The organism is Brevibacterium casei CIP 102111 (genome assembly GCF_900169275.1).
GTDB classification, from domain to species: Bacteria; Actinomycetota; Actinomycetes; order Actinomycetales; family Brevibacteriaceae; genus Brevibacterium; species Brevibacterium casei.
Genome location: NZ_FXZC01000003.1, coordinates 179,647 through 202,109 on the forward strand (window position 1 = coordinate 179,647; position 22,463 = coordinate 202,109).

At 68.4% G+C, this 22,463-nt stretch carries 20 protein-coding genes and 1 riboswitch; of the genes, 7 read left to right on the forward strand and 13 right to left on the reverse strand.

Annotation, left to right across the window (positions count from 1 at the left end; translation table 11 throughout):
• Window positions 1-44: 44 nt before the first annotated feature.
• The 3 genes from BC102111_RS07810 to BC102111_RS07820 form a co-directional block, all read right to left on the reverse strand.
• On the reverse strand, window positions 45-827 hold the full coding sequence (locus tag BC102111_RS07810) for a hypothetical protein (protein ID WP_146001406.1): 783 nt from the start codon (window positions 825-827) through the stop codon (window positions 45-47).
• Window positions 828-1,586: 759 nt separating this feature from the next.
• Window positions 1,587-3,203 carry a monocarboxylic acid transporter gene (locus BC102111_RS07815; protein ID WP_101623979.1) on the reverse strand — a complete coding sequence of 539 codons (1,617 nt, stop codon included), beginning with the start codon at window positions 3,201-3,203 and terminating at the stop codon, window positions 1,587-1,589.
• Window positions 3,200-3,541 carry a DUF485 domain-containing protein gene (locus BC102111_RS07820; protein WP_009380586.1) on the reverse strand — a complete coding sequence of 114 codons (342 nt, stop codon included), beginning with the start codon at window positions 3,539-3,541 and terminating at the stop codon, window positions 3,200-3,202. The genes BC102111_RS07815 and BC102111_RS07820 overlap by 4 nt, the downstream gene beginning before the upstream one ends.
• A gap of 110 nt (window positions 3,542-3,651) precedes the next feature.
• Between BC102111_RS07820 and BC102111_RS07825 the strand changes: the two genes are divergently transcribed.
• The gene (locus BC102111_RS07825) at window positions 3,652-4,530 is read left to right on the forward strand and encodes a LuxR C-terminal-related transcriptional regulator (RefSeq protein ID WP_009380593.1); all 879 of its coding nucleotides are present in this window, start codon (window positions 3,652-3,654) and stop codon (window positions 4,528-4,530) included.
• Window positions 4,531-4,613: 83 nt separating this feature from the next.
• Here the strand turns inward: BC102111_RS07825 and proC are convergent, their stop codons facing one another.
• Both proC and BC102111_RS07835 read right to left on the reverse strand, forming a co-directional pair.
• Window positions 4,614-5,450 (reverse strand): pyrroline-5-carboxylate reductase, encoded by an 837-nt coding sequence (gene proC / locus BC102111_RS07830; RefSeq protein ID WP_101623980.1) that lies wholly within the window; start codon window positions 5,448-5,450, stop codon window positions 4,614-4,616.
• 166 nt (window positions 5,451-5,616) lie between these two features.
• Window positions 5,617-6,726 carry a sugar phosphate isomerase/epimerase family protein gene (locus BC102111_RS07835; protein ID WP_180960593.1) on the reverse strand — a complete coding sequence of 370 codons (1,110 nt, stop codon included), beginning with the start codon at window positions 6,724-6,726 and terminating at the stop codon, window positions 5,617-5,619.
• Window positions 6,727-6,864: 138 nt separating this feature from the next.
• Between BC102111_RS07835 and BC102111_RS07840 the strand changes: the two genes are divergently transcribed.
• Window positions 6,865-7,404 carry a GNAT family N-acetyltransferase gene (locus BC102111_RS07840; RefSeq protein ID WP_101623982.1) on the forward strand — a complete coding sequence of 180 codons (540 nt, stop codon included), beginning with the start codon at window positions 6,865-6,867 and terminating at the stop codon, window positions 7,402-7,404.
• A gap of 178 nt (window positions 7,405-7,582) precedes the next feature.
• On the opposite strand, the gene glpK is transcribed toward BC102111_RS07840, so the two are convergent.
• The 8 genes from glpK to BC102111_RS07880 form a co-directional block, all read right to left on the reverse strand.
• A complete protein-coding gene (gene glpK / locus BC102111_RS07845) occupies window positions 7,583-9,115 on the reverse strand; it encodes a glycerol kinase GlpK (protein WP_009380606.1) in 1,533 nt (510 codons plus the stop codon).
• A 69-nt stretch (window positions 9,116-9,184) separates the two neighbouring features.
• Window positions 9,185-9,907, reverse strand: coding sequence for an MIP/aquaporin family protein (locus BC102111_RS07850; protein ID WP_180960611.1), 723 nt, complete (start codon window positions 9,905-9,907; stop codon window positions 9,185-9,187).
• 130 nt (window positions 9,908-10,037) lie between these two features.
• The gene (locus BC102111_RS07855; RefSeq protein ID WP_180960594.1) at window positions 10,038-11,771 is read right to left on the reverse strand and encodes a glycerol-3-phosphate dehydrogenase/oxidase; all 1,734 of its coding nucleotides are present in this window, start codon (window positions 11,769-11,771) and stop codon (window positions 10,038-10,040) included.
• A 122-nt stretch (window positions 11,772-11,893) separates the two neighbouring features.
• Window positions 11,894-12,859, reverse strand: a complete 966-nt coding sequence (locus BC102111_RS07860) for a Ppx/GppA phosphatase family protein (RefSeq protein ID WP_009380609.1) — start codon at window positions 12,857-12,859, stop codon at window positions 11,894-11,896.
• 30 nt (window positions 12,860-12,889) lie between these two features.
• Window positions 12,890-13,693, reverse strand: a complete 804-nt coding sequence (locus BC102111_RS07865; RefSeq protein ID WP_101623985.1) for an enoyl-CoA hydratase/isomerase family protein — start codon at window positions 13,691-13,693, stop codon at window positions 12,890-12,892.
• Between the two features lie 2 nt (window positions 13,694-13,695).
• On the reverse strand, window positions 13,696-14,817 hold the full coding sequence (locus tag BC102111_RS07870) for a bifunctional 2-methylcitrate synthase/citrate synthase (RefSeq protein WP_101623986.1): 1,122 nt from the start codon (window positions 14,815-14,817) through the stop codon (window positions 13,696-13,698).
• Window positions 14,814-15,719, reverse strand: a complete 906-nt coding sequence (gene prpB / locus BC102111_RS07875; protein WP_009380615.1) for a methylisocitrate lyase — start codon at window positions 15,717-15,719, stop codon at window positions 14,814-14,816. Before prpB ends, BC102111_RS07870 begins: the two co-directional genes overlap by 4 nt.
• Entirely contained in the window at window positions 15,719-17,215 is a 1,497-nt protein-coding gene (locus BC102111_RS07880; RefSeq protein ID WP_101623987.1) for an MmgE/PrpD family protein, read from the reverse strand. Before BC102111_RS07880 ends, prpB begins: the two co-directional genes overlap by 1 nt.
• 216 nt (window positions 17,216-17,431) lie before the next feature.
• On the opposite strand from BC102111_RS07880, the gene BC102111_RS07885 reads away from it, so the two are divergent.
• From BC102111_RS07885 to BC102111_RS07905, 5 genes are all read left to right on the forward strand, one after another.
• A complete protein-coding gene (locus BC102111_RS07885; protein ID WP_009380619.1) occupies window positions 17,432-17,971 on the forward strand; it encodes a DUF4916 domain-containing protein in 540 nt (179 codons plus the stop codon).
• A 338-nt stretch (window positions 17,972-18,309) separates the two neighbouring features.
• Entirely contained in the window at window positions 18,310-19,287 is a 978-nt protein-coding gene (locus BC102111_RS07890) for a universal stress protein (RefSeq protein ID WP_101623988.1), read from the forward strand.
• Window positions 19,288-19,377: 90 nt separating this feature from the next.
• Window positions 19,378-19,486: riboswitch (TPP riboswitch) on the forward strand.
• A gap of 25 nt (window positions 19,487-19,511) precedes the next feature.
• Window positions 19,512-20,141 carry an ECF transporter S component gene (locus BC102111_RS07895; RefSeq protein ID WP_101623989.1) on the forward strand — a complete coding sequence of 210 codons (630 nt, stop codon included), beginning with the start codon at window positions 19,512-19,514 and terminating at the stop codon, window positions 20,139-20,141.
• On the forward strand, window positions 20,141-21,631 hold the full coding sequence (locus tag BC102111_RS07900; protein ID WP_101623990.1) for an ABC transporter ATP-binding protein: 1,491 nt from the start codon (window positions 20,141-20,143) through the stop codon (window positions 21,629-21,631). Before BC102111_RS07895 ends, BC102111_RS07900 begins: the two co-directional genes overlap by 1 nt.
• Window positions 21,615-22,460 (forward strand): energy-coupling factor transporter transmembrane component T family protein, encoded by an 846-nt coding sequence (locus tag BC102111_RS07905; protein WP_231882182.1) that lies wholly within the window; start codon window positions 21,615-21,617, stop codon window positions 22,458-22,460. Before BC102111_RS07900 ends, BC102111_RS07905 begins: the two co-directional genes overlap by 17 nt.
• Window positions 22,461-22,463: the final 3 nt, after the last annotated feature.

Here is a 22,463-nt window from a genome sequence, read left to right on the forward strand (position 1 = left end):
CGGTGTGAATCCGTATGGCATGGATCGATCCATGCCATACGGATTCACACCGAGCGATTGCGAGTCACGTGCCCTCGCAGCCACGGAGCTTGCCCGTAGAGCTTCGTCGCGAATGCTTCGAGGTCCATCACCTCGGCGAAGGTGAACCTCACGATGCGGTAGCCCAAGGCGACCAGGCGGTTGAATTGAGTCGCCTCCTTCTGCAGCCGCGCTCCCCCGTTCTCCACGTATTTGGCGGCCCCGTCAACGAAGAGCACGGTCTTCGCCACTCGGTCCATGAAGTCGACGCGCGCGACGAGTCGGCCTTTCTCGAGGACCTGCACCTGCTGTTCGAACCCGCAGAGCCCGAGTACGCTGAGATTGTAGGAGCACCGGCTCTCCGCGTAACTCTCCGAGCGAGCGCCGATCCGACCGATGAGCCGCGCGGCACGCGCCCGCCCCTTGGGCAGACGCGCGAGCACGGGGGCGAAGCGCTCCTCCACCGCCTTCCGCTCCAATTGCCCCACGTCGGGCGGATATCCGAATCGCCCTGCACTTGCCTCCTCGGCCCCGAAGACTGAGCGCCTCACGACCGATTCCATCGCGGCGAACGCCCCCGGCTCCCCGATCTGCGGAATCAGGTTCAGGCTTGTCAGCGCAGGTGAGGTGAGTCGCATCTTGCCGACCATGACGGTGTCGGCTGCAGGCACCTCTCGCGTCGTCCGGCTGACGATGCCGGTCCTCAGTCTGTGCGATGGCGAGGCGATGTGGATGCGCTGGGTTCCCACACGATACAACGGCAGGTCGTGGATGCGAGCGGCCGAGACGCCGCAGATGACGTCATCCACCCGGTAGTGGGGGTAGGACGCGATCTTGAGTTTCTCGAGCAGGTCGGCGTATTCGTAGTCGTGCTTCTGTGTGCTCTGAGCGTGCTCCCTGACCAGGCGAAGCCAGTCCTCATCAGTGATCAATCCGGCGATCCGCGCATGCTGCGGATTCGCACACCGGCGAACGATGCTGTACATCCCGCGGGTGAGTCTGAGCAGACAGCAGTCCACCGCGGACTTGACGACTCGGCTGTGCACTCCGTGTGCTCGAAGCTCTTGTGAGCGGATGACGTTGTACATCTGCTCACGTTCGCTGCGGGACTGCGACAACGTCAATGGGGACGCAGTCGGCCTGTGGAGTGTTCGTCGGCGTCCTCAGGCGATCTGAGCATCGGTCGCAGACATTCCCACAGGCGATCGCACAGAAGTGGCGCCGGTCGCTGCGGACAGCGGGCAGCGGGAGAACAGGGCACCCGAGCCCGGACGATGCCCGTCGCTCTGATCTCAGACCCAACCGATTGCTCGTCCGGCTGGCCGCGGGCGAGGCCCAGACGCCGGCGGCTGGTCGCAGTGTCATCCACAGCGCGGCGCGCGCAAGTCGCAGACAAGGCATCCGCTCGGTTCCGATCCCTATGGTATGGATCAGAGTCCTACCTGGGGATCAGAACCGAGCGGTTGCCGCTGCAGCGGGTCAGCGGGGCGTCGGCAGCGGGGCGTCGGAGGCAGCGCCGCAACGGCCGCCCGCCGCCGCGCCGCGCCGACCGGCGCGCCTCACCTCGCCTAGTGCTCGACGGCCGCCTCGGCGCCGAAGCCGGTGTGGGCACGGACGTCCATCTCGGCTGCCAGCTCGGGACTCTCGACCGTCTTGTCCGTGATTGACCCGAGCCACCCGAGGATGAACCCGAGCGGGATGGAGATGATGCCGGGGTTCGACAGCGGGAAGATCGCGAAGTCGGCGCCGGGGATCATCGCGGTCTCGGAACCGGAGACGACCGGGGAGAACGCGATGAGCAGGATCGCCGAGCCGAGGCCGCCGTAGATCGACCACACGGCACCGCGGGTGGTGAAGCGGCGCCAGAACAGCGAGTAGATGATCGTCGGCAGGTTCGCGCTCGCGGCGACCGCGAAGGCGAGCGCGACGAGGAACGCGATGTTCTGTCCCTGCACGCCGATCCCGCCGAGGATGGCGACCGCGCCAATGACGACGACGGTGCGCCGGGCGATCTTCACCTCAGCGTCGGGGTCCTCGACCTTGCCCTTCTTGATCACGCTCGCGTAGATGTCATGGGCGAACGAGGCTGCCGCGGTGATCGCGAGCCCCGCGACGACGGCGAGGATCGTGGCGAACGCGACCGCGGAGATGAAGCCCATGAGCAGCGGACCCCCGAGCTGGAGGGCGAGCAGCGGAGCCGCGGAGTTCACCCCGCCGGGAGCGTTCTTGATCGCATCGGCGCCGACGAGCGCGGCCGCACCGTAGCCGAGGACGAGGGTGAAGAGGTAGAACGCGCCGATGAGCCAGATCGCCCAGACCACCGACCGCCGCGCCTCCCTCGCCGTGGGCACCGTGTAGAAGCGCATGAGCACGTGCGGCAGACCCGCGGTGCCGAGAACGAGCGCGAGCGCGAGCGAGATGAAGTCGAGCGGATTCGACCCGTACTGGAGTCCGGGATTGAGCACGCCCTCCCCCACGCCCTCAGCGGCATTGGCCACCGCGTTGGAGAGCAGGGTCGAGAGGTTGAAGCCGTTGAGCGCGAGCACCCAGATCGTCATCGCCCCGGCTCCGGCGATGAGGAGGACCGCCTTGACGATCTGCACCCAGGTCGTGCCCTTCATGCCGCCGACGAGGACGTAGAGGATCATCAGGGCGCCGACGACGGCGATGACGACGGACTGTCCGAGTTTGCCGTCGATGCCCATGAGCAGCGAGACGAGACCGCCGGCACCGGCCATCTGCGCGAGCAGGTAGAAGAAGCACACGGCCAGCGTCGAGATCGCCGCGGCCATGCGCACCGGGCGCTGCCGGAGGCGGAAGGAGAGCACATCGGCCATCGTGAACTTGCCCGTGTTGCGCATGAGCTCGGCGACGAGCAGGAGCGCGACGAGCCAGGCGACGAGGAAGCCGATGGAGTAGAGGAACCCGTCGTAGCCGTTGACGGCGATCGCCCCGCAGATGCCGAGGAACGACGCCGCCGAGAGGTAGTCGCCGGAGATCGCGAACCCGTTCTGCGGCCCGCTGAACGACCGCCCGCCCGCGTAGTAGTCCGACGCGGTCTTGTTGTTCCGGCTCGCCCGCAGGACGATGAAGAGGGTGACCGCGACGAATGCCGCGAAGATCGTGATGTTGAGGATCGGGTTGTTCTCGACCTCTGTGGTCGCCTGAGCGAAGATCTCGGTCATCGGGTGACTCCTTCCGATTCCTGTTCGAGGCGCTCACGGATCGCGGTGGCCGGTGGGTCGAGCTTCTTGTTGGCGAACGAGACGTAGAACATCGTGATCGCGAACGTCGTGACGAACTGCAGCAGGCCGAGCACGAGGCCGACGTTGATCTCCCCGACGACCTTCGTCGACATGAAGTCGTGCGCGTACGTGCTGAGGATGACGTAGAGGAAGTACCACGCAAGGAACGCGATCGACAGTGGGATCACCACTGAGAAGCGCTTGCGCTTGAGTGCCTTGAATTCGGGGTTCTCCTCCTCGGCGAGGAAGTCCACCCCTCTCGGCGACGGATCGGACATGGTTTCTCCATTCGAATGTGGTTCGAGCGTCAGTGGTCTGAATCACACATCGTCAACCTATCGTCCGCTCGGTCATGGGGAATACCACCGAAAGTTGGTAGCGTATTCACATGAACGTCATGGCCAAGGAAGCTCGGGCGCTGAAATCCGAATCCCGCCGTCTCTTCGCCGAGGCGGTCGACTCCCTGCACGCGAACGGCACCGGCGACGTCGTCTTCGGCGGCATGGTCGAAGAGGGGGCGGTCGCCGTCGAGGCGGTCGCCGGAGCGAGCCGGGACGGCCTGGCCTCCCTCATCGTCAGCACCGGCCGCGGCCTCGGCGGGCGCGCCCTGACCGAGGGCACCCCGCAGCTCACCCGTGACTACGAGATCGACCCGTTCATCACGCACCATTACGACGAGGAGGTCCTCGGCGAGGGCATCCAGGTGCTCATCGCCGTCCCCACCCTCCTCGGCGGCGAGGTCACCGGGATGGTCTACTGCGGACATCGCAAGGCCTACGCCGAGGCGGCCCCGCAGACCGGCGACCTCGTCCGCCGGGTGCGACAGCTCTCCGTCGACCTCGGGCGCCTCGGACTGCGCCGACCGCAGCCGGTCACCCCGGTCGTCGAGCCTCTCGCCGACCTCGACTCCTCGAGTCGCGAAGCGCTGCGCCGCACGTTCGCCGAGCTGCGGGCGATCCGCTCCGACGTCGCCGACGACGCCACCCGCGAACGGCTGACCTCGATCGAGACCCGACTCGCCGACATCCTCTCCGGGCACAACCCGGAGTCCGCTCCCGAGCCGACGACGTCGGTGAGCCTCTCACCGCGGGAGACCGACATCCTCTCGCATGTCGCTCTGGGGTGGTCGAATGCCCGCATCGCCGAGGCGCTCGGTCTGCGGGAGTCGACCGTGAAGTCCTACCTCAACACCGCGATGGTCAAGCTCACCGCGCGCACCCGGCACGAGGCCGTGTCGATCGCCCGTGCCGCGGGCATCCTGCCCTGACGCGACGCCCGGCACGGCACTCTAGCCGCCGGGCACAGCAGCAGCGCCGCTCGGCCGCCTCGGAACGCATCCGCCCGATCGGATCAGTCGTCGATCGCGGCGGAGTTCTCCTTCTCCATCTCGAGCGAGCGGTCAGCGGCCGCGGTGACAGCCGCCTCGGCGAGGTCGAAGAGGCCGCCGTCGATGAAGGTGTCGAGCGCGGCCAGGGTGGTCCCGCCCTTGCTGCTCACAGCCTTCCGGAGGGCCGCGGGGTCGGGGTTGTCGGCCAGCAGGCGTCCGGCGCCGTCGGCGGTGGCGACGACCATCTTCGCTGCGGTCTCCTCGGTGAGTCCGAGTTTGACCCCGGCTGTGATCATCGCCTCGGCGAGGAGGAAGAAGTAGGCCACACCGGACCCGGAGATCCCGGTCATGGCGGGGATCTCGGCTTCGTCGAGGGGGACGACGAGGCCTGCGCCCGAGAGCAGCCTGCGCAGAGTCGCAGCGGCGGTCGGGTCGACTCCGGGAGCCGGGGACAGGGCGATGACGCCGTGGCCGATCGCGCTCGGGGTGTTCGGCATGATCCGCACGATCGGACTGCTGGGGGCGAGTCGGGCGAGGTCGGCGGCGGAGACACCGGCGGCCATCGACACGAGCACGGACTGCCCGGTCAGGGCGGGGGCGAGGTCGCGCACGGTCTCGGCCATCATCCACGGCTTGACGCCGAGGAAGACGAAGTCCGCGGATTCGGCCGCCGCCCGGTTGGCGTCGGGATCATCCTCCACCGAGGTGACGGTCGCTGCGGGCAGGGCGGCGGCGAGGCGCTGCGCCGAGGCGGCGGAGTGCGTCGTCGCCCGCACCTCGATGCTCGGATCCGCGTCGAGGATGCCCTTGATGAGCGCCGTGCCCATATTGCCGGTGCCGATGGAAGCGATCGTGGTCATGGAGGTCTGCCTTTCTGAAGTCGTCCCTCCCCGATGGTGTCAGAGGAGCCGGTGACCGCGAAATCGGTGCCGCGACCGCGCGACAAGAGTGGGCGGACCTCCGAAGGGGTGCCCTCCGTGCGGGCACGCCGCAGGCACGGCGCAGGCAGGTGACGAGGTCAGATGGTCAGCTCGCGTCGGCGGAGGCGCGCTTCGACGACGCTGACCGGTGAGAAGTCCCCGGTTCCGGCGAGGTCTCCGCAGGCGTCGCCTCCCCAGGAGTCGTCGGCTCTGAGTGGGAGGTCCCACCGTCCGGTGCACCAGCGCCCGCAGCCCCGGTTCCGGAGCCCGCGGACCCCGACCCCTCCCCCGGCACACCGTTGAGTCCGAGGTGCTTGCGGGCGAAGGCGAGGGAGTCGGCGAGCATCTGCTCACGGGTGGACTTCTTGGCGACGAAGCGGGTGTTGACCTCGACGACGACGTCGCCGGACCAATTGTGCTTCGCGAGGTACTGGAGCGTCTCGGCCACCGGCATGGTGCCGGCCCCGGGGACGAGGTGCTCGTCCTTGAGCGAACCCGCACCGTCGGTGAGATGGACGTGGCGCAGGCGGGGGAAGATCTCGGCGACGGTGTCGAGCGCGTTCATCCCCGCCGTCGAGGCGTGGGAGAAGTCGAAGGTGAGGGCGTCGTAGTCCTCGTCGAGGGGATTCCAGTCGGGGTAGTAGACGAGGATCTCACGCACGCCTGCCCGCCACGGGTACATGTTCTCCACCGCGAGGACGACCCCGGTCTCCTCGGAGACCTTCCGAACTCCGTCGACGAAGCCGCGCGCGTACGCTCCCTGCCACCGGAAGGGCGGGTGGAGGACGACGGTGGTCGCCCCGACCTCGCGGGCGAGGTTCGCGGTGATCCGCAGCTTCTCCCAGTGGTCCTTGTGGAGCACGCGGGGCAGGAAGAGCAGGGTCGGTGCGTGCAGCGACATGACGTCGAGGCCGGTGTCCGCGGCGAGGCCGGTGATGAGGTCGACGTCCCTCGTCTCGGCGTTGTGGGTGACCATGATCTCGACGCCGTCGTAGCCGATCGACGAGGCCTGCGCGAACGTCTCCTCGACGGTCATCGGCGAGACCGACGAGGAGGAGAGGCCGATCCTGATCGGGTGGTCGGAGACGTGATGGGTGTCGTGGTCGTAGACCTGGTTCGCCGCGAAGAACTCACGGTGGCGCCGGGAGTTCGACCGCGCCGAGTTCTTCGTGGTCAGAACCTTGCGTCCCGACTTCGACTTCTTCGCCTTGCTCATCTCCACCAGTCTAGTCCTCCGAGCCCGCCCTGCCGCTCCGGTTTTCCTCGGAATCGTCCCCTGGCGTCTCCACTTAATCGCCGCCTCGCCGTGGCCCGGGAGGTCCCCCTCGCCGAGGTGACCGGATAGTCTGTGCCCATGATCCCTGCCAGCGTCCGTCCCGCCCGCGTCTCCGACGTCCCCCGCCTCGCCGAGATCCACGTCGCCGCATGGCGGGCCGCCTACCGCGGCATCATGGCCGACGAGTTCCTCGACGGATTGGACGAGGACCGTTTCGCCGCGAACTGGACTCAGGCGCTCAGCGACCCCGACAACCGGGTCCGCAACTTCGTCGTCGTCGCGGGCGACCGGATCCTCGGCTTCGGCGGGGTGAGCGCACCCCGTGACCCCGCCGAGGTGCTCGACCGTCTCCCCGTCACCGCGGACCTCGGTCAGCTCGCCCATATCAACCTCGCCCCCGAGGCCTTCGGCACCGGGGTCGCCGCCGTCCTCTTCACGGCGCTCGAGGATGAGCTGCGCCGCGACGGCTATGCACGCGCCTACCTCATGGTCGCCGAGGGCAACGACCGGGCGATGCGCTTCTACGAGAAGCGGGGGTGGGCGCGCACGGAGATCACGCACGTCTACGACGGCGTCGAACCCGCGGTGCCCGAGCGGATGTACACGGTCGAGCTCTGAGTCCGGCCGCCTCGGCGGGGGTCTGGTCCGCTGACCCGAGGATCGGCACCTGCGCACACCCGCCCCAGCAGCCCGAAGGGCGCCCAGCCACCCGGCGAAGGGTGGCTGAGCGCCCGGACGGCGGCTCAGATGGCGCGGTTGAGGTGCGGCTCAGACCGCGCGACCGAGTTCGTGCGACTCAGCCGTAGAGCTCCTCGACGTCCTCGTCGACCCAGCCCTTGGACTTGTCGACGGCCTTGTTCCACAGGCGGTAGACACGGGCCACGGTCTCGTCGTCCATCTCCGGCTCCCAGCGCTTGTCCTCGTGCCAGTTGTTCTTCACGTCCTCCTCGCCGCTCCAGAACTTCACGGCGATGCCCGCTGCGTACGCGGCACCCAGCGCCGTGGTCTCGATGACCTCGGGGCGGATGACGGGCACGCCGAGGAGGTCGGCCTGGAACTGCATGAGCGTCTCGTTGGCGACCATGCCGCCGTCGACCTTGAGCTCGGTGAGCTCGACGCCGGAGTCGAGGTTCATCGCATCGAGGACCTCACGTGACTGGAAGGCGACCGATTCGAGGGCGGCCCGGGCGATGTGGTTTTTATTGACGTACCGGGTGAGGCCGACGATGACGCCGCGGGCGTCGGACTCCCAGTGCGGGGCGAAGAGACCGGAGAACGCGGGCACGATGTAGCAGCCGCCGTTGTCCTCGACCTGCTTCGCGAGCACCTCGACCTCGGGGGCGTCCTTGATGAGTCCGAGGTTGTCGCGGATCCACTGGACGAGCGAACCGGTCACGGCCACCGATCCCTCGAGGGCGTAGACCGCGTCGTCCTCGCCGATCTTGTACGCCACGGTCGTGAGCAGGCCGTTCTTGCTCGCCACCGGTTCGGTGCCGGTGTTGATGAGCATGAAGTTGCCGGTGCCGTAGGTGTTCTTCGCCTGCCCCTTCTCGAAGCACGCCTGCCCGAAGGTCGCCGCCTGCTGGTCGCCGAGGATGCCGCAGATCGGGGTGTCGATGAGCAAGGTGTTCTTCGCCCCGTAGCCGTAGATCTCCGAGCACGACTTGATCTCCGGCAGCATCGACATCGGAATGCCCATGTCGGCGGCGATCTCCTCGTTCCAGTCGAGGGTGTCGATGTTCATGAGCATCGTCCGCGAGGCGTTGGTGACGTCGGTGATGTGGACGCCGCCGTTGACACCACCGGTGAGGTTCCACAGCACCCACGAGTCCATCGTGCCGAAGAGCAGGTCACCGTTCTCCGCGGCCTCCCTGGCACCGTCGACGTTGTCGAGGATCCACTTGGCCTTGGGTCCGGCGAAGTAGGTCGCCAACGGCAGGCCGACACGGTCCTTGTACTTGTCAGCGCCCTCGTCGCCTCCGAGTTCGTCGGCGATCTTCTGCGTGCGCGTGTCCTGCCAGACGATCGCGTTGTAGACGGGTTCGCCGGTGTTCTTGTCCCACACCACCGTCGTCTCGCGCTGGTTGGTGATGCCCACGCCCTCGAGCTGGTGGCGGTTGATGTTCGCCCGCGACAGCGCCTGGCCGATCGCTTCGTTGGTGTTGCGGATGATCTCCTTCGGGTCGTGTTCGACCCAGCCCGCGCGGGGGAAGATCTGCTCGTGCTCGAGCTGCCCGCTCGAGACGATCTGCCCGTTGTGGTCGAAGACGATCGCCCGCGACGAGGTGGTGCCCTGGTCGATTGCGAGGATGTACTTGTCCTGGCTCATGAAGACTCCTGTGTCCGTTCGGCGCCCGGGGCGCCGAGCTTCGTGGTGGTATCTAGGATGTCACTGTTCTCAGATGAAGGCGTTCGAGACGAGGCCGGCGACGACGCCGCCGAGGATGGGGCCGACGATCGGCACCCACGCATAGCTCCAGTCGGAGCTGCCCTTGTTCGGGATCGGCAGGATCGTGTGCGCGATGCGGGGACCGAGGTCGCGAGCAGGGTTGATCGCGTAGCCGGTCGGCCCGCCGAGGGAGGCGCCGATGACGACGACGACAAGTGCCACGGCGAGCGGTCCCAGCCCGCTGGGGGTCCCGCCGAAGAGGAGGATGATGAAGACGAGGACGAAGGTGCCGATCGCCTCGGTGAGGACGTTCCAGCCGTAGCTGCGCACCTCGGGCCCGGTGGAGAAGGTGCCGAGGATGTTGCCCGGTTCGCCTTCCGCATCATAGTGCTTCTTGTAGACCAGCCACGCGAGGATCGCACCGAGGGTGGCACCGAGGAGCTGCGCGAAGAGGTAGGCGAAGGTCGTGCCCACCGTGATCGGAATGCCAGCGAAGTACTCGTTCTTACCGCTGGCGAGGATGCCCAGCGTCACCGCGGGGTTGAGGTGGGCGCCGGACTTGTAGGCGACGTAGACGCCGGCGAAGACCGCAAGTCCCCAGCCGAGCGAGATCATCAGCCAGCCGCCGGCATTGCCCTTGGTCTTGGCGAGCACCGCGTTCGCGACGACGCCGACGCCGAGCAGCAGCAGCATCGCCGTGCCCGCCGTCTCATGGAGGAGGATCGTGCCAATCGTTCCCATAGTGGGTGAACTCCTTTGTTGAGATGGGATGAGATGGGGATCGTGGTTGACCCGGTGAGGGTCGGAGCGGCGGGGGCGACGTCATCGTCCCTCCCCCGCCGAGGCGGTGTGCCGTGTCCTCCTAGCGTGCGCTCCAGCTGTCGGTGACGAGCGCTGCCGCAGCGGCGTCGTCGTGCGTGGACTCCGCGGCGACCTGGGCGTCGACGTGGGTGCGGAAGGCCGCGACCTCGGCGGCGACCTTCTCCGCGTCCCAGCCGAGGACGGGGGCGATGATCTCGGCGACCGCCTCGGCGGCGGCCTTGCCCCGGTCCCTGACCTCGTAGTTGAGCCGCATCCGGCGCTCGAGGACGTCCTCGAGACGGACGACGCCCTCCGAGGTGGCAGCGTAGTGGGCTTCGACGCCGAGGTAGCGCTCGGCTCCCGGCAGGGGCTGACCGAGTTCGGGGTTGTCGTCGATGAGGTCGAGGAGGTCCTCGAGCATCGTCCCGTAGCGGCGGATGAGGCGCTTGACCCGGGCCTCGTCCCAGCCGTAGCGCTCGGCGATGCCGGCCTGGCCGCGGCGGACCGCGCCCACGCCCTGGGCGCCGAGCAGCGGCACGGACTCGGTGAGCGAGGTCCGGTCGGCGGCTTCGTCGCCGAGTGCGAAGTCGACGGCGTCCTCGGCCATCACCCGGTAGGTCGTGAACTTGCCGCCCGCGATCGCCGAGAGGCCGGGCTCGACCTCCATGACGGTGTGCTCGCGGGAGACCTTCGTCGAAGCCTCGCCGTCCTTCTCCACCGGCTGGAGGAGCGGTCGCAGACCCGAGTAGACGCCGATGACGTCGTCGCGGCTGAGCTTGTTCTCGAGGATCGCATTGGCGTGCTCGAGGAGGTAGTCGATGTCGTCGGAGGTCGCGACCGGGGCGGCGACGTCCTCCTTCCACGGGGTGTCCGTGGTGCCGATGACCCAGTAGCCGTCCCACGGGATGACGAAGAGCACGGACTTCTCGGTCTTCGAGATGATGCCGGTGTCCGGGTCGGCCTTGATCTTGTCCTGGTCGACGGTGATGTGGATGCCCTTCGAGGCGAGCACCTTGAGTCCGGCGTCGGCCTTCGCGAGGTCCTGCTGCTGTTCGGTCCAGACGCCGCCGGCGAGGATGGTCCGGCGGGCGTAGACGTCGAACTCACGGCCCGAGACCTCGTCGCGCACGCGGACCCCGGACACCCGGTCCCCGTCGTGGAGGTAGTCGATGACGGAGACGTGGTTGGCTGCGGCGGCGCCGAAGCTCACGGCCGAACGCACGAGCGTCATGACGAAGCGGGCGTCGTCGACCTTCGCGTCGTAGTATTCGAGCGCACCGACCGCTGCGTCGTCGGCGAGGCCCGGGAAGTGCGCGCTCAGCGCCTTCTTGCCGAGGTGGCGGTGCATCGGCACGGCGCGTTTGCGCCCGGGCCGCGTGGCCATCGTGTCGTAGAGGAGGACGCCGGAGCCGATGAAGGCCCGGTCGATGAGGCGGTGCTCGAAGGGGAAGACGAACGCGACGGGTTCGACGAGGTGGGGTGCGGTGTGCGTGAGCAGCAGGTCACGTTCCTTGAGCGCCTCGGCGACGAGTTTGAAGTCGAGCATCTCGAGGTAGCGCAGTCCCCCGTGCATGAGCTTCGAGGACCGCGAGGAGGTGCCCGAGGCCCAGTCGTGGGCGTCGACGACGCCGACCTTGAGTCCGCGGGTGGCGGCGTCGAAGGCGGAGCCCGCTCCCGTCACCCCTCCCCCGACGACGAAGACGTCGAGCGGGTCGTCCGGACTCGTCGCTTCCATGGTGTGCAGGGATTCTTCACGGAACGAGGGGGATAGCTCGCCGTTTCGCATTGCGCTCATGCCTCCAGAGATCGGGGAATCTGCCCCGTGGCGGCCGGCCGAAGGTGACTGGCCGGTAATCACAAGCTAACAGGTGCGGAGAGCAAATGGGAACAGATCCGACTGTGAGACCGGCCATCGATTCAGTCGGCGGTTCTGCCCATCGCCGAGGTGGTCTCCGCCGAATCCAACAGGTCGAGTTTCCGCATGATGATGCCTTCGCGCAGCGCCCATGGGGAGATGTTCATCACCGTGATGTCGAAGATCGTGAAGGCCGCCTCGGCGACGATGGCGCCGGCGAGCACCTGACCGGCGCGGGCCTCGGAGACCCCGGGCAGTGTGGCGCGCTCGGCGGGAGTGCGCGCGGACAGGGTGTCGATGATGCCGGGCAGGTCGCGGCGGAAGAGCTTGCGCGGGACGTAGATGCCGTCCCCGCTCGGGGCGGCCCCGGCGATGCGGGCCAGCGACCGGAAGGTCTTCGAGGAGCCGACGACGTGGTCGGGGGTGCCGACGCGGTTGATCTCCCCGGCGATGCGCCCGATCTGGGCGCGGGCGTACTTGCGCAGCCGGTGGATGTCCTCGGCGTCGGGGATCTCCCCGGGCAGGAAGTCGGCGTACGTGCGTCCGGCCCCGAGCGGGACGGAGACCGCCGCCTGCGGGTACTCGTCCTGGCCCGCGGCGATCTCGAGCGAGCCCCCGCCGATGTCGAGCAGGAGGATCTTCCCGGCCGACCACCCGAACCAGCGACGGGCGGCGAGGAACGTCACCCGCGCCTCGTCCCTGCCGGACATGACGGTGAGGGTGACGCCCATCTGCTTGCTGATCGAGGCGATGAGCTCCTCCCCGTTGGGGGCGTCCCTGACCGCCGAGGTGGCGAAGGCGAGGATCTGCTCCGCGCCCTGGTCCTCGGCGATCTCGACTGCCTCGGCGACGAAGTCGCGCAGCCGCTGCTGGCCCTCCTCACCGATCGAGCCGTCCGGGCCGAGGTACTCGGCGAGGCGGAGGATCTCCTTGTGCGAGGTCGCCGGCAGCGGCGGTGCCCCGACGTGGGCATCGACGACGAGGAGGTGGACGCTGTTGGATCCGATATCGAGGACGGCGAGGCGCATTGGCTCAGTGTATCCCGCAGCAGGGGCTCCTCAGCCCCGCCAGTCGCCTGCGCTGAAGCCGAACTCGGGGATCTTCTTGGCGAAGAACGCCTCCTGGCCGCGGGCGATCTCCGCCCGGTACGCCTCATCGAGCCACCGAGGCGGCTGCCCGCCTCCGTCGAACTCGCCGTCGAGGACGGCCTTGGCCCCGATCTGACTGAGCTGGGACAGGGACGCGATGCGCTCCCCCAGCTCCTGGGCGCGGGCGAGCGGGTCGTCCGCGGTCTCGTGGATGAAGCCGAGGCGCTGCATCTGGTCGAAGTCGACGATCGAGGCCGTGAGCAGCAGGTACCGTGCCCACGCGTCGCCGAGCACGCGGGCGAGGCTCCTCGTCGGTCCCGGCGGGTAGACGAGTCCGAGCTTCGCAGCCGTGACCCCGTACGTCGACCCGGGGGCGGCGATGCGGATGTCGCAGGCGGCGGCGATCTCGGTGCCGCCGCCGACGCAGTTGCCCTCGATCGCGGCGATGGTCACGGTCCGCGCAGAGGCCAGGGCCGCCTCGGCGGAGGAGTTGAGCTCCCAGAAGTCGGCGATGGGGACGTCGAGGTCGGCGATGTCCGAACCGGCGGAGAAGTGCCCGCCGGCACCGGTGATGATCAGCGCTGCGATCGTGTCATCGGCGTCGACGCCGGCGATGATCTCCGGCAGAGCCCGCCACATCGCCCGGGACAGGGCGTTGCGCTTGTCCGTCCGATCGAGAACGAGGGTCCCGACCCCACCGGTGACGGTGAAGTCGAAACCCTCGAGGTCGACCGGACGGTAGCGGCCCGGGGTGGACCGACCGTCGGTGCTCATGCTCAGCCCCGGCTGTCGGGGACTTCGCGCTGCGGCTGACCGTCGTAGGCGCTGAGCGGGCGGATGAGCGCGTTCGAGGCCTGCTGCTCGAAGATGTGCGCGGTCCAGCCGGTGATGCGGGCCATGACGAAGATCGGCGTGAACTGCTCGGTGTCGAATCCCATGAGGTGGTAGGCCGGACCCGACGGGTAGTCGAGGTTCGGATAGATGCCCTTGCGGGAGACGAAGTCCTCTTCGAAGGTGTTGTAGAGGTCGAGGAGGTCGGTCGCGCCCTTGACCTCGGCCATCTCCTCGAAGGCCTTGCGCATGGTCGGCACGCGCGAGTCGCCGTTCTTGTACACGCGGTGTCCGAAGCCCATGATCTTCGCCTTGCGGGCCAGGGCGTCGTCGATCCATGCCGAGGCCTTGTCGGCCGTCCCGACCTCTTCGAGCATCGCCATGACGGCTTCGTTCGCGCCGCCGTGCAGGGGTCCCTTGAGGGCACCGACGGCACCGGCGACGGCCGAGTAGAGGTCGGAGGTCGTCGAGGTGATGACGCGGGCGGTGAAGGTCGAGGCGTTGAACGAGTGCTCGGCGTAGAGGATCATCGAGATGTCGAAGCTGCGCACGACCTCGTCGGCGGGAACCTCGTCGAAGACCATCTTGAAGAAGTTCGCCGCATAGTCGAGGTCCTTCGTCGGCGCCACCGGGTCGAGCCCGTGGCGGCGACGGTGGTCGATCGCGACGATCGTCGGCAGCTGCGCGTAGAGGCGCTCGGCCTTCGCGAGGTTGGCCTCGGGTCCCTCGACGTCGGCCTCGGGGTCGACGGCGCCGAGGTAGGCGACCGCGGTCTGCACGACGTGCATCGGGTGAGCGTCCTTGGGCAGGCCGAGGATGATGTCGACGAGCTCGGGCGAGATCTCCCGCTGGGCGTGCTCACGGGCCTTGAACTCGGCCAGCTGCTCCTCGGTGGGCAGTTCGCCGTTCCAGATGAGGTAGGCGACGTCCTCGAAGTTCCGCTTGGCCGCGAGCTCCTGCACGGGGTATCCGCGGTAGGTCAGCGAGTTGGTTTCCTGGACTACCTTCGAGACGGCCGTGGTGTCGACGACGACTCCGGCGAGGCCCTTCTTGATTTCTTCGGTCACTGGTGACCCTCCTGTGAGAAGTTGAATACGGCCGCGTCGAAGTCGTTGTACGCGGCGTAGTCGATGGTGTCGTAGAGGTCCGCGCGGGTCTGCATCCCCTCGAGCAGGTCCACCTGGGTGCCCTTGTCCCGGATCGTCTGCAGGCCCGACTTGATCGCACCCATGGCGAGACGCAGGGTCGTGACCGGGTAGATCACGAGTTTGACCCCGACGTTCGCCAACTGCTCTGTGGTGAACAGTTCGCTCTTTCCGAATTCCGTCATGTTCGCCAGGATCGGCACGTCGACGCTGGCGGCGAAGCGCTCGAACTCATCCAAGTCGCGCATCGCCTCGGGGAAGATCATGTCGGCACCGGCGTCGACGTAGGCCTTCGCCCGGTCGATCGCGGCATCGAGTCCCTCTCCCGCACGGGAGTCCGTGCGGGCGCAGATGACGAAGTTCTCATCCCGGCGGCCCTTGACGGCGGCCGCGATGCGCTTGGTCATCTCGACCGTGGTCACGACCTCCTTGCCGTCGAGGTGGCCGCACCGCTTCGGGTTGACCTGGTCCTCGAGGTGCATGCCGGAGATGCCTGCGTCCTCGAACTCCTGGACGGTGCGGGCGACGTTCATCGCCTCGCCCCAGCCGGTGTCGGCGTCGATGAACGTCGGCAGGTTCGTCACCCGGGCGATCGCACGACCGTGGTCGGCCACCTCGGTGAGGGTGGTCAGACCGATGTCGGGCACGCCCATGGCTGCGGAGAACGCGCCCCCGGAGATGTAGACGCCCTCGAAGCCGATCTGCTCGATGATCTGGGCGTTGATCGGGTTGATCGCGCCGGGGAACTGGACGATCCCGTCGCCGGCGAGGAGCTCGCGGAACCGCTTCCGGCGCTCGGCCGGTGTGGTCGTTGCCCCGAGCATCAGAAGATGCCCTTCGAACCGCTGTGCTTCAGCCCTTCGACGGCGAAGCTCAGCTGGCCCACGCCCGCTGCGTCGAGGCTCTCGAGGTTCTCGGCGAGGTCGAGGAAGCGGTTCGCCTCGGCCTCGGTGAGGATGCCAGCGGACAGCGTCCGGAACTTCTCGACGTAGTTCTCGCGGACGAACGGGCGGGCACCGAGCGGGTGGGCGTCGGCGACGGCGATCTCGTCGGTCAGAGTCGACCCGTCCTCGAACTCGATCTCCACGCGGCCGCCGAAGGCCTTCTCGTTCGGGTCGGTCGAGTGGTAGCGGCGGGTCCACTCGGGATCCTCGGTCGTCTCGATCTTGTGCCAGAGCTCGACGGTCTCGGGACGGCCGGCCCGCTCGGGGGTGTACGAGTCCTCATGGTGCCAGCCGCGGTCCTCGAGGGCGACGGCGAAGATGTACATGATCGAGTGGTCGAGCGTCTCGCGGCTGGCCTTCGGATCCATCTTCTGCGGATCGTTCGCGCCGGTGCCGATGACGTTGTGCGTGTGGTGCGAGGTGTGGATGACGATGCGCTTGATCTTCGTCAGGTCCTCGATCTCACCGCCGAGCTTGCGGGCCAGGTCGATGAGCGCCTGCGCCTGGTATTCGGCGGAGTGCTCCTTGGTGTAGGTGTCGAGGATGGCGCGCTTGGCCTCGCCCTTGCCCGGCAGCGGGATCGTGTAGCGGGCCTCGGGGCCTGAGAGGATCCACGCGATGAAGCCGTCCTCGCCTTCGTAGATCGGGTTCGGGGCGCCCTCACCGCGCATCGCCCGGTCGACGGCCTCGACGGCCATCTTCCCAGCGAAGGCCGGTGCGTGGGCCTTCCACGAGGAGATCTCACCCTTGCGGGACTGGCGGGTCGCCGTCGTCACGTGCAGGGCCTGCTGGATCGCCTGGAAGGTCACCTCGGTGGGCAGGTGGAGCATCGCACCGATGCCGGCCGCGGCCGAGGGGCCGAGGTGGGCGACATGGTCGATCTTGTGCTGGTGCAGGCTCATGCCCTTGACGAGGTCGACCTGGATCTCGTACCCGGTGGCGATGCCGTTGATGAGGTCCGCTCCCCCGATGCCCATGTGCTGGGCGACGGCGAGGATCGGCGGGATGTTGTCACCGGGATGGGAGTACTCGGCGGCGAGGAAGGTGTCGTGGAAGTCGAGTTCGCGCACGGCCACACCGTTGGCCCAGGCCGCCCACTCCGGGGAGAAGCGCTCGGCGAGGGGAAGTCCGAAGATCGTCGCACCCGGGGTGAAGGGGTGCGCCTGTGCCTGCTCGCGGGCGTGGGTGGGGGCCGAACGGTTCACCGAGGCGGCCGCGACGGCGGCGTTGTCGATGACGCGGTTGATCACCATCTCGGTGACCTCGGGATCGACGGGCGTCGAGTCGGAGGCGACCTCGGCGATCTTCCAGGCTAGCTGATCCTCACGAGCCAGGTTCTCTGAGCTCTTGTGGGTACGGACCTCATGATCAATCATGGACAATCCCTTCAATCGTCGTTGACCGCTGCGGGCCATGTCACGACCGCCGCTGGCCGGAGAGTGGTTGACTCAACTGTAGGCCACGTCACTGCGACGCTGCGGCCCGGCCGGAGTTTTATCTTGACATCAAGATACTTTACCCGACCGGCATGAGCCGCCTCGACCCCCCTCCTCCCACCCGTCCGTCGAGGTGAACTGTGACACAATCGGGATATGACCCGCACTGCCCTCGACTTCGACGAGAACTGGTTCGACGACAACGAGTTCGCCCAGCTTCGTCGCCGTCTTCCCATCCCCTATGTCAATGCCATCCCCGTCCGCGTCGGAGAGGCCGGCGATGTCGAGGAGATCGGCCTCCTGCTGCGCCGCCTCGACGACGGCACCCTGGGGCGCGAGGTCGTCGGCGGCCGCATCCGCTACCACGAGTCGATCCGTGCGGCGCTGCTGCGCCATGCCGAAAACGACCTGGGTCCGCTCGCGCTGCCGGTCGTCCCCCCGGCCATCGCGCCGTTCCACATCGCCGAGTACTTCCCCACCGAGGGAGCGGCACTCCTCCACGACCCGCGTCAGCACGCGATCTCGATGTGCTTCGTCATGGAGGTCCGCGGCGAGTGCACCCCGCGCGCGGACGCGCTCAGCCTCGACTGGCTCACGCCGTCGGAGGCGCTGCGCGAGGACATCGCGAGCGAACTCTCCCACGGTCAGGAGCACATCATCCGCGCAGCCCTGAGTTACCTCGGCTTTCCCATCTGAGGCCGGGCTGTCCATCGGGCCTGCGCCCGGTGCCCACGCGGGGTGCCGTCCGGTTTTCCGCGGTGCGCTGCGGCTTTCCCGCGGTGCGCTGCGACTCGAGGACGCTCAGTGTCGATTCGCGAGCCAGAAATCGACACTTGGCGTCCTCGACTCGGCAACCGGATGCGTCCGCCGGCCGCTCAGCCACCCCGCGGCGCCACAGCAACCCCACGGCCGCCTCGGCGACTTTTCTACACGCTGTAGAAGTGCACTGGTAGACTGGAGCCGACGACGACGGATGTGGTTTTCGGGGCCGCCGTCATCGTCAGGGTTGGTCAGGCCCCGTCGAGAGGACTGCCATGAACGCTGACGCCCACCGGAACCCCGCTCGCCAGGCCGCTGCGAACCCGACCGATGACCGCGCCGCCGACCCGCGGCCCGCCGAGTCCGGACTCAGCCGCGACCTCGGCGTCCTCGTCGGCTTCGACGGATCCGAACTCGCGGCCCTGGCCCTGCGCTACGCCGCGATCGAAGCCCTCCACCGCGGCGTCCCCCTGACCGTCGTCACGGCGTTCACGATGCCGCTGATGATCTACCCGAACATGGCCTCCATTCCCTCCGAACCCGAGGACGAGGCCGCACTGAGGGGAGCCGAGAAGCTCCTCGCCGAGGCGTCCGAACTCCTCGCCGATCATCCCGAACCCGTGACGTACGCGGCCGAGTCCGGCGACGCCGCCGGTGTGCTCGTCAACCTCAGCTCCAACGCCGAGGTGGTCATCGTCGGCGCCCGAGGGCGCGGCGGGTTCCTCGGTCGCATGCTCGGATCGGTCTCCACGGCCCTGCCCCCGCACGCGCACTGCCCGACGATCGTCGTCCCCCAGCACTCAGCACAGCGCGGCGAGGCCCGCGGACCGGTCGTCGTCGCCGTCGACGGTTCGGAGGCCGCGAGGATCGCGATGGTCACCGCCGCCGAGGTGGCCGCCTCACGCGAGGCCGGACTCGAGGTCGTCTCCGTCCTGCCCGCCGGCGAGGAGTGGCTCTACTGGTATCCCGAGCTCGAGCTCGGCGCCGACGTCGCTGACCGTCGGCAGAAACAGCTCGAGACAGCGCTCTCGGCGGAGGCCGACGCGCTCGGCGAGCAGTTCCCGGGACTGCCGATCTCCACCTCGGTGGTCGTCGGAGATGCGACCGCGGTGCTCTCGGAGGCGACGAAGCGGGCGCAGCTGACGGTGATGGGCACGCGTGGTCGCGGAGCGGTCAAGAGCGCGCTGCTCGGCTCGGTCTCCCGCGGGGTCCTCCACCATGCCGAGGGTCCGGTGATGATCGTCCCGAGCTGACCACAGCCGCACGACCCATGACGGCAATCGCCGCCTGCCTGATCGCGTGACGCGGTCCCGGCAGGCGGCGCGGCGGGTGCTGTACAGTAAGTCTCACGACAGGGGAGCGCCAGCAGGGGCGCTGAGAGTGCAGATCATGCTGCAGACCCTCGAACCTGATGCGGCTAGCACCGCCGAAGGAAGTCGAGACTCTTCTACCCCTCCTTGAGACACGAGGAGGCACAATGCCGAGAACCACCGCGCCCGGAACCGCCGCGAAGTCCGCACCCGCCTACACGCAGGCCCCGCCGACGAAGAAGTGGCGCGTCGTCGACTACGTCGTCACCGCGGTGCTCGGCATCACGGTCGGCCTGATCTTCTGGGTGCTCGCCGCCAGCTGGAAGGTCATCGAACTCGGCTTCCAGGCCTTCCCGCCCTCGATCGGACTCATCGCCGGACTCTGGGTGCTCGCCGGACCTCTGGCCGGCGCCATCATCCGCAAGCCCGGTGCCGCGCTGCTCTGCGAGGTGCTCGCCGCGATCGTCGAGGGCGTCCTCGGCTCCCACTTCGGCTCGACCGTGCTCCTGTCGGGCTTCATCCAGGGCCTCGGTGCCGAACTCGTCTTCGCCGCCTTCGGCTACCGGAGGTTCACGCTGTGGGTGACGACGCTGTCCGGTCTCGTCGCAGCCGCCTTCATGGCCGTGAGCGAGAACATCCTCTACAACGCCGAATGGCAGCTGACCTACCAGCTCGCCTACGCCGTGTGCGCGATCGTCTCCGGCATCGTCATCTCCGGCATCGGTGCGTGGTACGCCTACCGTGCGATCGCGAAGACCGGGGCGCTGTCCTCGTTCGCCTCCGGCCGCATCCGCTGATGGGTCTGCCGATCCGCGCTCGCGGCTATTCGTGGCGGCACGCCGATCGGGACACGCTCGCCGTCGGCCCCCTCGACCTCGACATCGCCGCAGGTGAGAAGGTTCTCCTCCTCGGCCCGTCAGGGGCGGGGAAGTCGACGCTGCTCCACGCGATCGCGGGTGTCCTCCCCGTCGAATCGGGTGAGGCCGAAGGAGACCTCGTGATCGGCGACGCCCCACCGGACCCTCGCCGAGGTGTGACCGGGCTCGTCCTCCAGGACCCCGATTCGCAGGTGATCTTCTCCCGCGTCGGCGACGACGTCGCCTTCGGAATGGAGAACCTCGGGATGAGCGCCGAAGTCATCGACGAGCGCATCCCCGCCTCCCTGGCAGCGCTCGGCCTCGACCTGCCCCTCGACCACCCCACGGCCGCACTCTCCGGGGGCCAGAAGCAGCGCCTCGCGCTCGCCGGCATCCACGCGATGGCACCCGAGGTCATCGTCCTCGACGAACCGACGGCGAACATCGACCCCGCCTCGGCGGCCTCGGTCCGGGACGCGGTGCTCACGGTCCAGGCGGCCACCTCGGCGACGATGATCGTCGTCGAGCACCGGGTGGGGCTGTGGTCGGACGACGTCGACACCGTCATCGTCCTCGGTCAGGACGGCGTCGTCGCGCACGGGTCGCCGTCCGCGGTCTTCGGTGATCCCGCCCTCGCCGAGGTGCTCCGGGCCACCGGGATCTGGGTGCCCGAGTCCGGCTCCCGCACTCCCCCGCGTCAGCCGGGAGCGTTGCGATCCGGCGAGCCGGGAGGGACGGTGCTCACCGCTGAGAGGCTGAGTGCGGCCCGGCCACGGGCGGGGGTGCCTGCGACCACCGACCTCTCGCTCGAGATCCGAGCCGGCGAGGCGGTCGGCATCGTCGGACCCAACGGCGCCGGCAAGTCGACGACGGCGCTCACCCTGGCCGGACTCATTCCCGAGTTCGCAGGCGAAGTGCGCGCCCACGGGACACTGGCCGAAGGCGCAAAGCACGACCGGCCCTTCCGCTGGCCGTCGGCCTTCCTCGCACCGAGGATCGGAATGGTCTTCCAGGAGCCCGAACACCAGTTCCTCAAGGCCAGCGTGGCAGGCGAGCTCGCCCTCGGCCCCAGGTTGGCCGGATGGAGTGAGCGCGAGGTCGAATCGCGGGTGACCAGCCTGCTCGAGACACTCGGGCTCACCGAGATCGCCGACGCCCACCCGCAGGGACTCTCCGGGGGCGAGATGCGACGGCTGTCAGTGGCGGCGATGATCGCGCCCAGGCCGCGGGTCCTCATCGTCGACGAGCCGACATTCGGTCAGGATGCGCTGACCTGGGCGGGACTTGTCACGCTCTTCCTCGACGTCCTCGACCACGGCAGTGCGGTCGTCGCAGTCAGCCACGACCACGACTTCCTCGACGCGATCGGGGCCAGGCGTGTGAGCCTTGGAACGAGCGCGCAGCCGCTGCGAGGTGAGCGCGTTGAGTGAGGCTGCGCCCGCCCGAGAGAGGGTCGCGATCGAGGATCCCGGTCAGCTCATCCCCGTCGTCCGGTCGACTGCGCTGGTCCGGTGCAATCCGCTGACGAAGATCGCCGTCGCCCTCATCCTCATGGTCGGGGCGCTGCTGAGCATCGACATCGTCTCGGCCGGGGTCGTCCTCGGCTTCTCGCTGCTCGCTCTGCCGCTGAGCGGGCTCGACCTGTGGGCGGCATTCAAGCGCCTGTGGTTCCTGCCGCTCGGGGCGCTGCTCGCGGCATGGGGCACGGCGATCCTCGCGGAGAAGACCGGGGCGGTCGTCGTCGATCTCGGTCCGATCCTCATGACGACCGGGTCCCTCGAATCCGCGGCGGCGATCTTCGTCCGTGCCCTCGCGCTTGCCGTCCCGCTTGTCGTCCTCGCCTCGACGATCGATCCGAGGGATCTCTCGGATGCGCTCGTCCAACATCTGCGACTGCCGGAGACCGTCGTCGTCTCAGTGCTCGCGGCCTCGCGTCTGCTCGGCCTCCTCGTCACCGAATGGCAGACCCTGGCGATGGCGCGTCGCGCCAGGGGGCTCGCCGGCGGGTCCGTGCTGCGGCGCACCGGCAGCCTCTTCGCCGGGATCTTCGTCCTCCTCGTCCAGTCGATCAGGCGGGGGACGAGGCTGGCGATGGCGATGGAGGGTCGCGCCTTCGGGCGACGGGGACGCACCTGGCGGCGACGCTCACGATTCGGGATCGCCGACGCGGTCGTCGTGCTCACCGCGCTGGCCGTCACCGTGGCGGCGATCGCCTCGGCGCACCTGCTGGGGACATGGAACCCGATCATCCCCGGCTGAGGC

What these genes read in the sequence shown, in the direction of transcription:
- BC102111_RS07865 (WP_101623985.1), bottom strand. Translation starts at nt 13,693, where the DNA reads ATGAGCACCGACGGTCGGTCCACCCCGGGCCGCTACCGTCCGGTCGAC.
- BC102111_RS07835 (WP_180960593.1), bottom strand. Translation starts at nt 6,726, where the DNA reads ATGAGCAAGGCGAAGAAGTCGAAGTCGGGACGCAAGGTTCTGACCACG.
- BC102111_RS07895 (WP_101623989.1), top strand. Translation starts at nt 19,512, where the DNA reads ATGCCGAGAACCACCGCGCCCGGAACCGCCGCGAAGTCCGCACCCGCC.
- BC102111_RS07860 (WP_009380609.1), bottom strand. Translation starts at nt 12,859, where the DNA reads ATGCGCCTCGCCGTCCTCGATATCGGATCCAACAGCGTCCACCTCCTC.
- proC (WP_101623980.1), bottom strand. Translation starts at nt 5,450, where the DNA reads ATGACCACGATCGCTTCCATCGGCACCGGCAATATGGGCACGGCGCTC.
- prpB (WP_009380615.1), bottom strand. Translation starts at nt 15,719, where the DNA reads ATGCTCGGGGCAACGACCACACCGGCCGAGCGCCGGAAGCGGTTCCGC.
- BC102111_RS07815 (WP_101623979.1), bottom strand. Translation starts at nt 3,203, where the DNA reads ATGACCGAGATCTTCGCTCAGGCGACCACAGAGGTCGAGAACAACCCG.
- BC102111_RS07880 (WP_101623987.1), bottom strand. Translation starts at nt 17,215, where the DNA reads ATGATTGATCATGAGGTCCGTACCCACAAGAGCTCAGAGAACCTGGCT.
- BC102111_RS07825 (WP_009380593.1), top strand. Translation starts at nt 3,652, where the DNA reads ATGAACGTCATGGCCAAGGAAGCTCGGGCGCTGAAATCCGAATCCCGC.
- BC102111_RS07840 (WP_101623982.1), top strand. Translation starts at nt 6,865, where the DNA reads ATGATCCCTGCCAGCGTCCGTCCCGCCCGCGTCTCCGACGTCCCCCGC.
- BC102111_RS07855 (WP_180960594.1), bottom strand. Translation starts at nt 11,771, where the DNA reads ATGAGCGCAATGCGAAACGGCGAGCTATCCCCCTCGTTCCGTGAAGAA.
- BC102111_RS07820 (WP_009380586.1), bottom strand. Translation starts at nt 3,541, where the DNA reads ATGTCCGATCCGTCGCCGAGAGGGGTGGACTTCCTCGCCGAGGAGGAG.
- glpK (WP_009380606.1), bottom strand. Translation starts at nt 9,115, where the DNA reads ATGAGCCAGGACAAGTACATCCTCGCAATCGACCAGGGCACCACCTCG.
- BC102111_RS07900 (WP_101623990.1), top strand. Translation starts at nt 20,141, where the DNA reads ATGGGTCTGCCGATCCGCGCTCGCGGCTATTCGTGGCGGCACGCCGAT.
- BC102111_RS07885 (WP_009380619.1), top strand. Translation starts at nt 17,432, where the DNA reads ATGACCCGCACTGCCCTCGACTTCGACGAGAACTGGTTCGACGACAAC.
- BC102111_RS07890 (WP_101623988.1), top strand. Translation starts at nt 18,310, where the DNA reads ATGAACGCTGACGCCCACCGGAACCCCGCTCGCCAGGCCGCTGCGAAC.